This is a genomic window from Sporosarcina sp. SG10008 (assembly GCF_044569405.1).
In the GTDB taxonomy this organism is placed as follows: Bacteria; Bacillota; Bacilli; order Bacillales_A; family Planococcaceae; genus Sporosarcina; species Sporosarcina psychrophila.
In genome coordinates this window covers 2,841,724-2,854,084 of the sequence record NZ_CP172607.1, presented here as the reverse complement: position 1 = coordinate 2,854,084, position 12,361 = coordinate 2,841,724, and the positions used below count along the sequence as shown (strand labels likewise).

Below are 12,361 nucleotides of genomic sequence, written 5' to 3'. Positions count from 1 at the left end.
AAACTAACTAAAAATTCGTTGTATTATTTGCTAGAATTAATAGTTTTTTAATTAAATTCATCTATGAAATATAGGAGGTGCGAAAATGGCAAAGTATATCACTAAACGTGTGATTTATATGTTCCTATCACTATTCTTGATAGCATCGTTTACATTTGTTCTAATGAAACTGCTTCCAGGGTCCCCGTTAGCTTCCGCAGCAAAATTATCCGTTGAGCAAAGGGAAGTCGTTTATGAGAAGTATGGATTGAACGATCCGATTCCCGTACAGTACGCCCGCTATATGGGGAACCTTGCAAAAGGTGACTTTGGTGTATCGTTTCAATATAAAAATGCAGATGTCACAACACTTATTGTGAAAAAACTGAAATACTCGGCGATTTTAGGATCTCAGGCACTTATTTTCGGGACCTTAATCGGAATTATTCTCGGAATGATTGCCGCGTTGAAACAAAATACAGTTTGGGATTATGGTAGTACCATTATCGCAATTCTCGGTATCTCCATACCGTCCTTTGTTTTTGCAGTATTGCTGCAATATGTCTTTGCAGTATGGCTTGGAGTGCTACCAGTTGGCCTGTGGGAAGGTTGGAAGTCCAGTATACTACCTTCAATCGCACTTGCGATGGGACCTATTGCTATTGCGGCAAGATTCATCCGAACAGAAATGATAGAAGTATTAAGCTCAGACTATATTTTGCTAGCAAAAGCGAAAGGCGCAAATTGGTTTGAAATCGCTTTCAAACACGCATTCCGTAATGCGCTTATTCCGCTAATCACAGTCCTTGGACCAGTTGCAGCAGGACTATTAACAGGATCACTTGTAGTTGAGCAGATTTTCGCAATCCCAGGTATAGGTGAACAGTTCGTTAAATCAATTAACTCGAACGACTTCGCTGTCATCATGGGTACAACAATGTTCTTCTCGGTATTCCTAATTGTGATTATATTAATAGTGGATATTCTTTATGGGGTCATTGATCCGCGTATCCGTTTGTCTGGAGGTTCCAAGTAATGACTACTAACATGAAGAAACTACCAAAAGATTCGTTTGAGCGGATTACAATCGATAGCTCGCATGCCGAAAAAATTTCGAAACCGAGTTTGAGTTTCTGGCAGGATGCTTGGCTTCGGATCCGTAAAAACAAAGCGGCTATCGTCAGTATGTTCATTCTTGTGTTTATTGTATTTATGGCATTTGCAGGTCCTTTCATGGTTGAACATGATCCAGAGGATGTAAAAGTTGCGCATGCAAGCTTACCGCCTAAAATTCCAGGGCTTGAAAAATTAGGTATTTTTGATGGCGAAGGTAAACTGGGTTCTAAAACAGTTAATCTGTATGAGTTAAAGAAAGTAGAAGTTAACTACTGGTTCGGCACGGATAGCCTAGGGCGCGATTTGTTTTCACGTCTCTGGAAAGGAACGCAAATCTCACTGTTAATCGCATTCGTAGCCGCTATCATTGATGTTGTGATAGGCGTCATCTACGGCGGAATTTCCGGTTATTACGGAGGTCGAACCGACGATGTCATGCAACGAATTGTCGAAGTGCTAATTGGAGTTCCGACACTGGTCATCGTTATTCTTATGATTATGATCATGGATCCGGGCATATTGTCCATTATCATAGCCATATCGATAACAGGATGGATTGGAATGTCCCGTATTGTACGCGGACAAGTTCTTAAATATAAAACTCAGGAATTCGTCTTGGCAGCTAAAACTTTAGGTGCAAGCGATACACGAATTATCAGCAAGCACTTATTGCCGAATATCATGGCGATTATTGTCATAAATATGATGTTCACAATTCCTACCGCAATTTTCTTCGAGGCATTTTTAAGCTTTATAGGACTTGGCCTTCAAGCGCCGAATGCTTCTCTTGGAACACTAATTAATGATGGTTATAAATTCATTGAGTATCAGCCACATATTTTGTTCTTCCCGGCGGTTGTCATAAGTTTACTTATGATTGCGTTCAACTTAATTGGGGATGGACTACGTGATGCACTTGATCCGAAAATGAAAGATTAAAGGAGGAAAGTGAAATGGAGAAAATTGTTGAAGTGAAAAACCTGGAGCTTTCCTTCCATACATTTGCAGGAGAAGTGAAAGCAATTCAAGGGGTTAATTTTGAAGTATTTAAAGGGGAGACGCTCGCTATAGTTGGTGAGTCAGGTTCAGGTAAATCGGTAACGACGAAATCGATTATGCGGCTCCTTCCGAAGTCTAGTACCGAGTACAAAAATGGTGAGATTTTATTCGGAGGAAGAGACCTTCTGAAGATTTCTGAAAAAGAAATGCAAAAAGTAAGAGGAAAAGACATTTCGATGATTTTCCAAGATCCGATGACTTCACTTAATCCGACAATGACGATTGGTAACCAGATTATGGAGCCACTGCTAAAACACCAAAAACTTAGTAAACCCGAAGCTCGGAAAAAGTCTATTGAATTGTTGACTCTGGTTGGGATGCCTAAACCAGAAATGCGATTGAAACAATACCCTCACCAATTTTCTGGTGGACAGCGTCAACGTATCGTCATTGCTGTTGCCTTGGCATGTAATCCAAAGCTTCTCATTGCGGATGAGCCGACGACAGCCTTGGATGTTACAATTCAAGCGCAAATCTTAGAATTGATGAAAGACTTGCAAAAGAAAATTGATACGGCAATCATTTTCATCACACATGATCTTGGAGTCGTAGCAAACGTTGCAGACCGTGTTGCGGTCATGTACGGCGGTCGAATCGTCGAGGTGGGAACGGTTGATGAAGTCTTTTATAATCCGCAGCATCCGTATACGTGGGGGCTTCTAAGTTCAATGCCGTCACTGGATACATCTGAAGAGAAACTATATGCGATTCCAGGCACGCCACCCGATTTGTTGGATCCTCCGAAAGGAGATGCATTTGCACTGCGTAGTGAATATGCGATGAAGATTGATTTGGAACAAGTTCCGCCTCTCTTTAAAGTAAGTGAAACACATTATGCGGCGACGTGGCTACTCCATCCGGATGCACCTCAAGTGGATCCGCCGGTAGCGGTCATAGAGCGAATGAAGAGATTCCCTGGCAGCCGGTATTATGAAGGCAATGCAGGAGGTGTTCGATAATGGCTGAAAAATTACTTGAAATCAAAAACTTGAAACAGTATTTCAATGTGGGAACAAAGAATGAAGTGCGTGCTGTTGACGATATAACATTCGACATCTATAAAGGCGAAACGCTTGGTATTGTTGGTGAATCTGGTTGCGGTAAATCAACAACCGGTCGTACAATCATCCGTCTTTACGATGCGACAGGCGGGGAAGTCATTTATGATGGCGTCGATGTCCATGCGAAAAAATCGAAAAAAGAACTAAAAGCGTTCAACCGGAAAATGCAGATGATTTTCCAAGATCCATATGCATCATTAAACCCGCGTATGAAAGTGCTTGATATCATCGCTGAAGGCCTCGATATTCATGGTCTTGTGAAGAATACGAAAGAACGTACTGCACGTGTTCATGAGCTCCTTGAGACGGTAGGATTGAACCGTGAGCATGCCAATCGTTATCCGCATGAATTCTCTGGTGGTCAACGTCAGCGTCTTGGAATTGCACGTGCGCTTGCTGTAGAACCAGAATTCATTATCGCAGATGAACCGATTTCAGCTTTGGACGTATCTATTCAAGCGCAAGTCGTCAACTTGTTGAAAGAGCTTCAAGAAGAAAGAGGACTGACATATCTATTCATCGCACATGACTTGTCGATGGTGAAATATATCTCAGATCGAATTGGTGTTATGCATTTCGGTAAACTTGTCGAAATTGGACCAGCCGAAACGATCTATACGGCGCCTTTACATCCTTATACGCAATCGCTATTATCTGCGATTCCGTTGCCAGATCCAGCTTATGAGCGTAGCCGTGTACGAAAAAGCTACGATTCAACATCACATAAGTATCTTCAGGATGAAGAAGTAATCATGCGTGAAGTGACACCAGGGCATTTTGTCCTTTGCTCACAGCGCGAATTCGATTCTTTTGCAAAGTAAGTTTAAATAGAAGCAACTGGGCTGGTTTTCGATAAGAGAACCAGTCCTTTTGCGTGTTTGAATATAGATAATGGTAAGTATGCGGTGAAATTCATGGATTCAGGTAATAGGAATTCCCTAAATGTTAATTACAAACCAAAATAGATAAAGAATTTCAGTGGTGAGCCTTATGTTTCTGAATTTTTTTAAATTAATATGAAACCTTTGCCCGTATTTAGACGTACTATATAATGTAGACACTAAATTATTTTCAATTAGCAGCTACCCAAATGAGAAAGTTTTTTATTTGACAAAGCAGATGTTTAATTAATTCTTGCATCGGGTATAACAGTAGAGAGAACATGCACATACTGATGAAAGTCGCTTATGTTGCGGAACTGTGACAATAGTGTATGGGATAGCGAATAATTTTTAAAAAGTGTATTCATCGGTAATGAAAATGTGTATAATAGGGATTAGAAGCAGGCAGTTTAAAATAATTCTAATCTAAACGTAAAAATATAAATCAAAACATTCGAGCCGACTGAAAGGGAGTGTCAGCATATGATGGTCACATTATTTACTTCACCTAGCTGTACATCATGCAGAAAAGCGAAAGCATGGTTAGAGGAACACGAGATTCCGTATACTGAACGTAACATTTTTTCGGAACCATTGAATATTGATGAAATAAAAGAAATACTTCGTATGACTGAAGATGGAACAGATGAAATTATTTCAACTCGTTCGAAAATATTCCAAAAATTAAACGTTGATGTGGAAAGCCTTCCATTACAACGCCTATATGAATTAATCCAAGAACATCCGGGTCTTTTAAGAAGACCAATTATTCTTGATGAGAAAAGACTTCAAGTGGGATACAATGAAGATGAAATTCGTCGATTCCTACCTAGAAAAGTAAGAGCCTATCAGCTGCTTGAAGCGCGGCGCATGGTAAACTAATCCGTAAAATAGTGTGAAGCTGATAGGGGTTGACATTGCAAAATGCCGTACACCTATCGGCTTTTTGTGTTTCTCTTGCTTTCCGGGTGGATGTTCTCTACAATGCTATTACTATCAAAATTATACGTCCTAAGGCGGAACCCTTTCAAAACGTAGAGGACGGTCATATAGTAAGTATAAGCATTGCAGGATTTTTTCACACATCGAAGGGAACCGGACAAATCCTGTTCCATAGGAAGGGAGAGAAAAGGGATGGAAATAGAGCGTATTAATGAAAATACAGTTAAGTTTTTTCTTTCATATATTGATATCGAAGAGCGTGGCTTTACTCGTGAGGAAGTTTGGTATAATCGCGACAAGAGCGAGGAACTCTTCTGGGAGATGATGGACGAAGTCAGTGACGAGTCTGAGTTTGAAGTCGAGGGGCCATTATGGATTCAAGTACATGCGATGAGCGGCGGCATTGAAGTGACGGTCACACGTGCGCAAATGTCTGAGGATGGTGAACCACTTGAATCACCATTCACTAACGATGATCCAAGAAAACTGTTCCAACATGGCAAAATGTATGACGACGATGATGATGATGATACTATGCCAGGTATAGGGGATGCAGCATTTGAATGGCTTGACAATATGTTTGTCTTTAGCGAATTTGATGATCTTATTCCTCTAGCAGGGAAGATGAAAGATTATGAAGTGAAGACATCTCTATATTCGTTTGAAAATAACTTTTATTTACACTTGTTATATGACGATGAAATTATGGATGATTCTCGCAAGACAGATCTGTTTAGCGTACTTTCAGAATTCGGTCAACCGTCAAACATGACGATTCATCGAATTGAAGAGTACGGCAAACTTATCATGGACTCAGATGTTTTCGTGACAATAGAGCGATACTTTGGGGCAAAATAAAGGACAGTAGAAACAGCTATCTTAAATGGTAGCTGTTTTTTTACTTGCTTTAGTATCTGAATATTTGTATTATTAATGCAGGGAGGAGCTGAATATTATTCTCACAGCAAAAACAGAGGAAGGAAAACTTGTTGTTCTTACACCGGAATTAGAAAGAGAACGGTTGCGCAAATGGCGAAAGTTGCGATCATTCTTTTGCCCACAATGTAATTTTCCGGTTCAGTTGAAAGTTGGAGATATTATCATCCCACATTTCGCACATTTGAAGGATTCTACCTGTCTTACTTTATTCTCTGAAGGTGAATCTTACAGCCATCTTCAAGGTAAGCAACAATTGTATGCTTTTTTTCAAAAACATGCCGAGCTTGTCGAACTTGAGCCATTTTTAAGAATGTTATCTCAAAGACCTGATATCCTGATAACGACACAATCTGAATCGATAGCCGTTGAATTCCAGTGCAGTACGATTCCCATTACTGACGTAGAGGCTAGATCCGCAGGTTATCGTAGTATAGATATGAAACCCATCTGGATTTTGCATACCCCAGCAAAATTTAGTTCATTACCTGTAGGTGTCGGTACATTCGATTTTTCAAGATTCCACGAAAGCTTCTTGACACATACATCCCCTGAAGGCTATTTCTTACTCACATATAACCCCCAAACGGAACGATTCCATTATTTTACGAGTCTTATTCATGTCGCAGGTAAGCGCTATATTGGTATCCATCGTACTTTGCCATTATCGATGCAGATATTTCCATTTGCTCGGCCAAAAACCCCGACAGAGCAAGAAATTTACCGTTATGTAACCCTTTATTTATCCATACGCAATCAATTTATTCAATCCCGTATTTTATTGAATAAAAGGGGGGTGAACAATCCTTTTCTAAGAATGTGCTATGAACTGCGAGTGATACCAACGAATCTTCCAAAATGGATTGGATTACCCGTCCTTTTCAGTGAGTCATTCCGCGAGCATGACTGTGAATGGCAATTAGCATTCCTTTATTATTTGAGAAGAAAGGGGATTAGTGTTAGAACTATATCCCGCAGTCAGGTTAGAAAATATGTCTCTCTGTTAGAAGAGCCATCGGAAGCAAAGGGAAAAGCGTGCATAGCATACCGCGATTTCCTTATTTCCGCGACTGTAGATTCTTGTCAAAACAGAACAGTTATTGACGAAGAAAAAATAATTCAACTAATTTCAGAAAGATTGCTTGCAAAGCGTTATGAAAATTGAGAAAATAGGATTGATTCGTTTCCCGAAGTAATGGGAGAAGGGGGATAAGTGACGATGGCTGAAACTAAGAACAAAGTATTAACTCGTGGTGAAGTAAAGGTAGAGGAGACTTGGCGTCTCGAAGACATATTTGCAACTGATGAAGCATGGGAAAAAGAATTCGCTGAAGTTGAGGAATTCTCCGGTAAAGCAGATTCTTACAAAGGGACACTTTCGGGTGGTGGAGATGCGCTTTACACTGCATTGACATACCGTGACACCCTCTCTGAAAGACTGCGCAGGCTTTACACGTATGCGCATTTGAAGACTGACCAGGATACGACAAACAGCTTCTATCAGGCGATGGATAGCCGTGTGAAATCACTTTACGTGAAAGTAGCAACTGCATTATCATTCTTCTTGCCAGAGCTTCTGGCTATTGATGAAACAGAATTGAACAAGCTGGTTACTGAGCATGAGGGACTAGCTCTTTATAAACAAGAATTCGAAGAAGTCAACACGCAGCGGCCACATGTGCTGCCTGCTGAACAAGAAGCTTTGCTTGCACAACTATCAGAAGTCACGGGCAATTCTTCAGAAACATTCAGTATGTTGAACAATGCTGATTTAACTTTCCCAATGGTGAAAGATGAAAAAGGTGAAGAAGTAGAATTATCACATGGCCGTTATGTAGGGTTTTTGGAAAGTGATGATCCGCGTGTTCGCGAGGATGCGTTCAAAGCAATGTATTCGAAATACAGCGAATTCCAAAATACTTTCGCATCCACGCTTTCAGGTAATGTAAAAGGCGATAACGTTAATGCACGTATCCGCAATTATTCATCTGCGCGCGAGGCTGCAATGTCAAATAATCATATCCCTGAACAGGTTTATGAAAATCTTGTTTCAACAATCAATAAAAACGTCCACTTGCTACAGCGCTATGTCGCGCTCCGTAAAAAAGTGTTCGGATTGGAAGAACTTCATATGTGGGATATGTATGCACCGCTTGTGAAAGATGCAGGCATGGAAGTTCCATATGAAGAAGCTAAACAAACGATGCTTGATAGTTTCCACCCACTAGGTGAAGAGTATGTATCAATCGTAAAAGAGGGTCTTGAGAATCGTTGGGTAGACGTCCGTGAAAACAAAGGGAAGCGTTCAGGAGCTTATTCTTCAGGCGCCTATGGAACAAATCCATATGTCTTAATGAACTGGCAAGATAACGTCAGTAACTTGTTCACACTCGCGCATGAATTCGGCCATAGTGTTCATAGTTATTATTCACGGAAAAGCCAGCCATTCGTCTATAGCGGTTATTCCATTTTCGTAGCTGAAGTCGCGTCAACTGTGAATGAGGCTATTCTGAATGATCATCTTTTGAAAACGATTGATGATGAACAGAAACGAATTTATTTGCTGAATTATTGGCTTGACGGCTTCCGTGGTACTGTTTTCCGTCAAACCATGTTTGCTGAGTTCGAACACCTTATTCATCAGCTTGATCAGCAAGGTGTCGCGCTGACTGCTGAAAAATTGACAGAAGAGTACTATGCACTCAATAAGAAATATTTCGGTGAAGATCTAGTCGTCGACGAGGAAATTGGCTTGGAATGGGCAAGAATTCCACATTTCTACTATAACTATTATGTTTATCAGTATGCAACAGGTTATAGTGCAGCAGTCGCACTAAGCAATCAAATCTTGACAGAAGGAGAGCCGGCAGTTGAACGCTATGTGAATAACTTCTTGAAAGCCGGTTCTTCCGATTACCCAATCGAAGTACTGAAAAAAGCAGGCGTCGACATGACTAGTGCCGCTCCAATCGAAGAAGCATGCCGCGTCTTCGAAGAAAAACTGAACGAACTTGAATCACTTCTTTTGAAAAAATAAATTAAATTGACCTAGCAAAAAGCCTTATCCGCCATATTTCTGGTCGAGATAGGGCTTTTTCTTCTATACATATTACTATATAAATATAAAGTAAGGCGTATTGGTGAAATCATCATTGTGACAGTCATGTGAAAATCATTGTGAATTCTTGATGCTACTATTATTTTGTGATAAGGTAAGGATGTGAAATAAATCACATACCAAACATACACCCCTTTTGTTTGAACGTGAACATTTCTCCCATTCCCTTTGAATAAGAGCATTCCCTCCCCCCCAGGAGCGAATGCTCTTTTCTTTTGTATTTATAGTGGAGGATTTCGTGGAATTAGTCATGGCCAGTTCGAATAATTATGACAAAATCAATATTTTATGGAATGTGATGAAAAAAGGATTTACGGCAGACTATTGCCATATAAGTTAGCATTTTGTATAATTAAATAGAATAATCAATCATATTTAAGGGGTGAATAAAATACTGGTTCCCATTAAAAGGAGTACCCCTGCTCTGCTCAAAGGAATACCACGCTTGATTGCCCGCATACCCCCTGATCATTGGAAAGTTCAGCATTTAAAAGAACAACTTTATCGGATCAGTGCAGGCTATTCTGGAGAGTGTAACGTCGATTCATACATCGAACGTACCCGATTTCCTGAAAGTACCAAAGTGTTTACTGATGTTCAATTACGCGTTTCCCCCAATTTCACATTTCAGATTGATACTTTGATTATCACAGAACGGTATGTCTTAATCGTTGAAGTGAAAAATATTAAGGGCACAATTCGATTTGTCCAAAACCCCCCACATCTCGAACAAGTGTTAGAAACTGGTGATCAAGCGATTATCGATTGCCCTGTATATCAAGTCGAATCAAATAAATTAAATTTAGATGAATGGTTCCGCCAACGAGGGATTAACCTGAAAACACTAGGTTTAGTCGTTCTCGCAAATCCAAACACAAAAGTAAAAGATGTGCCCCAAGACTTTCCTATTATCTATAAAAAGCATATTCCTTTCTATTTACAAAAAATTAGACCATTCGAAACAGTTTTTTCAACTGCCCAAATTAATGAAATTTCAAAGGAAATAGATAAAGAACAACATGAATTTAACCCTTTTCCATTATGTTCTTATTTTCATATTAACCATCAAGATTTGCGAACAGGATTTATATGTCATTATTGCCATCAGTTACTTCAACGAAAGAGTTTGAGGACATGGCGCTGTAGCGGTTGCGAAAAAGATGTCAAAAATCCATACGAGAAAGGTATCGATGATTGGTTTATGCTGGTGAAAAATTCCATTACGAACGAAGAGTGCCGAAAGTTTTTAAACTTGAAAGATTCCAATGCAGCACGGTATGTATTGTCTTCGTCGTTACTTGTGAAGAAGGGGAAATCTACCGGGACATTTTACATTAAAGGTACTAAGAAAACGAATCATTGATAGTTATGAAAAGCCTTTCGCTTTAGGAAGGCTTTTTTCTAATGAGATGTATTATTGCTATGGTGAATAGGGCGAACAGGCCGCGTCGTTGACTTCATGGCCAAGAGTCAGTTAGTCATGGCGCGCTTCGATGAAGTCATGGCCCGTCGTTGACTTCATGGCCAAGAGTCAGTTAGTCATGGCGCGCTTCGATGAAGTCATGGCCCGTCGTTGACTTCATGGCCAAGAGTCAGTTAGTCATGGCGCACTTCGATGAAGTCATGGCCAAGCGTTGACTTCATGGCCAAGTGTCAGTTAGTCATGGCACGTCTCGGTGAAGTCATGGCCCAGCGATGACTTCATGGCCAAGTGTCGGTTAGTCATGGCGCGCTTCGATGACTTCATGGCCGGACGTTGACTTAATGGCCAAGAGTCAGTTAGTCATGGCACGTCTCGGTGAAGTCATGGCCCGTCGTTGACTTCATGGCCAAGTGTCGGTTAGTCATGGCACGCCTCAATGAAGTCATAGCTAGACCAAATAAAGTCATGGCTCTTTCCGACTAATCAACTGTAACCCAACAACCCAAACCCGCTCAACAAAAAAAGCCACCTCACTCCCCGGAATCTCCAGGCAATGAAGTAGCTCACTTAATTCATATCATTTTTTTACGCCATAATGTCATGTCCTGGAAATGAATCCGTTCGACATGCTGTTGGAGAAGGCGTTTCTTGAGTTCGCGTTCTGCAGATTTTTCCGTGATATTGTAGATACTAGCAATCTCTGTTGTGGAGAGTGTATCGAAACGTTGGAACAAATCCTCAAGTGGAGGGGGGATGTCCGGCAGAATCGGTCCGCCGACTAACTCTTCTAAAATTTGTTCGTAGACATCGTAGTCGTATAAGCCGCTCACTTTTAATCCTTCATCTTCAATGTTTTCATTGAAAAAGACGAAAGTAGGTGCTTTGTCGACTTCCATTTCTTTGGCCATGTACAAATCGACTTGTAAAGAGCGCAAGACGTTTTTTGAAGAAAAGTCTCGGATAAATTCGTCTACATCAAGATTTAACTTTTTTGCGATTTCGACGAGTACGGAAAAAGACGATACATTCCTTGACTTCAAAAATGAATATTCAAGCATTTTTGATAAATATCGAAAACCGGCACGTTTGCCTTGAAACTCTGCAGTTTTAACAGCAATACTTGGGAAAGCTGGATGTGTTTTTTCACAAGCCAGCTCATCCTCATCTTTATGCAGACATTGAAGATTCATTTTAGGCAATGATGTGCGTAATGCAATGCGCAGTGTGAAATAGCGATCATATTCAACTTGTAATTTTCGGAGTAAAGGCGGGAGCGACGAACAATCTCCGCATAAAGGATCGATGAAAACATATAGCTCGATTGGCCTTATGCATGCGGAAGTACTGATTGGGTTCTCCAGTAATGTTTGTCGATTCACGTTTTCTCCTCCCCAGCCCTGTTCACCATATGATTGGCGGTCAAGACGAGGCGCTTATAATAGATATCACGTATATTTCCTTCAAGTTCGACTTCGTCCATTGCTTCTGCCATGCACGCTAGCCATGCTTCCGCTTGAACTGGTGTAATTGGGAATGGCATATGACGAGCTTTCATCATCGGATGACCATGTTCTTCAGTATATAAATTGGGACCACCTAAATATTGTGTTTGAAATTGTTTTTGTTTGCGTACTGTTTCTGTCAGGTCATCTGGGAAAATCGGATATAGGTCCGGGTGTACGGCCACTTTAGCGTAAAACAGGTCGATGAGTTCCGACAACTTTGTAGCACCGATCTCCTCATAAGGGATCAAAGGTTTTCGCATCATTATGTCAATCTCCTTTGCTCTGACTGTATTGATATTCTATCAACCCTGCACTCTTTTCACAAATAAAGCGCTCCGTTT

General features: G+C 40.6%; 11 protein-coding genes. 9 read left to right on the top strand and 2 right to left on the bottom strand.

The features are described 5' to 3' along the window. Positions 1–85 precede the first annotated feature (85 nt). The 9 genes from opp3b to ACGLYD_RS13720 all read left to right on the top strand — a co-directional run bounded on the left by opp3b (position 86) and on the right by ACGLYD_RS13720 (position 10,455). Positions 86–1,015, top strand: a complete 930-nt coding sequence (gene opp3b, locus ACGLYD_RS13760) for an oligopeptide ABC transporter permease (RefSeq protein WP_067211883.1) — start codon at positions 86–88, stop codon at positions 1,013–1,015. Further along, the gene (gene opp3C / locus ACGLYD_RS13755; RefSeq protein WP_067211880.1) at positions 1,015–2,034 is read left to right on the top strand and encodes an oligopeptide ABC transporter permease; all 1,020 of its coding nucleotides are present in this window, start codon (positions 1,015–1,017) and stop codon (positions 2,032–2,034) included. Before opp3b ends, opp3C begins: the two co-directional genes overlap by 1 nt. Before the next feature lie 14 nt (positions 2,035–2,048). Beyond that, positions 2,049–3,113 carry an ABC transporter ATP-binding protein gene (locus tag ACGLYD_RS13750; RefSeq protein ID WP_399628470.1) on the top strand — a complete coding sequence of 355 codons (1,065 nt, stop codon included), beginning with the start codon at positions 2,049–2,051 and terminating at the stop codon, positions 3,111–3,113. Next, entirely contained in the window at positions 3,113–4,036 is a 924-nt protein-coding gene (locus ACGLYD_RS13745; protein WP_067211875.1) for an ABC transporter ATP-binding protein, read from the top strand. The genes ACGLYD_RS13750 and ACGLYD_RS13745 overlap by 1 nt, the downstream gene beginning before the upstream one ends. A gap of 546 nt (positions 4,037–4,582) precedes the next feature. Beyond that, entirely contained in the window at positions 4,583–4,978 is a 396-nt protein-coding gene (gene spxA, locus ACGLYD_RS13740) for a transcriptional regulator SpxA (protein ID WP_186669618.1), read from the top strand. Positions 4,979–5,230: 252 nt separating this feature from the next. Next, a complete protein-coding gene (mecA, locus tag ACGLYD_RS13735; RefSeq protein ID WP_187045526.1) occupies positions 5,231–5,896 on the top strand; it encodes an adaptor protein MecA in 666 nt (221 codons plus the stop codon). An 88-nt stretch (positions 5,897–5,984) separates the two neighbouring features. Beyond that, positions 5,985–7,139: a competence protein CoiA gene (locus ACGLYD_RS13730; RefSeq protein ID WP_187047953.1), complete on the top strand. Its 1,155-nt coding sequence runs from the start codon at positions 5,985–5,987 to the stop codon at positions 7,137–7,139. A gap of 54 nt (positions 7,140–7,193) precedes the next feature. Next, entirely contained in the window at positions 7,194–9,011 is a 1,818-nt protein-coding gene (gene pepF / locus ACGLYD_RS13725) for an oligoendopeptidase F (protein WP_399628468.1), read from the top strand. A gap of 526 nt (positions 9,012–9,537) precedes the next feature. After that, on the top strand, positions 9,538–10,455 hold the full coding sequence (locus tag ACGLYD_RS13720) for a nuclease-related domain-containing protein (RefSeq protein WP_338655630.1): 918 nt from the start codon (positions 9,538–9,540) through the stop codon (positions 10,453–10,455). Between the two features lie 632 nt (positions 10,456–11,087). Here ACGLYD_RS13720 and ACGLYD_RS13715 read toward each other — a convergent pair. Both ACGLYD_RS13715 and ACGLYD_RS13710 read right to left on the bottom strand, forming a co-directional pair. Next, positions 11,088–11,894, bottom strand: a complete 807-nt coding sequence (locus tag ACGLYD_RS13715; RefSeq protein ID WP_338655632.1) for a DsbA family protein — start codon at positions 11,892–11,894, stop codon at positions 11,088–11,090. After that, a complete protein-coding gene (locus tag ACGLYD_RS13710) occupies positions 11,891–12,283 on the bottom strand; it encodes a globin (RefSeq protein WP_067211850.1) in 393 nt (130 codons plus the stop codon). Before ACGLYD_RS13710 ends, ACGLYD_RS13715 begins: the two co-directional genes overlap by 4 nt. Between the last annotated feature and the right edge of the window lie 78 nt (positions 12,284–12,361).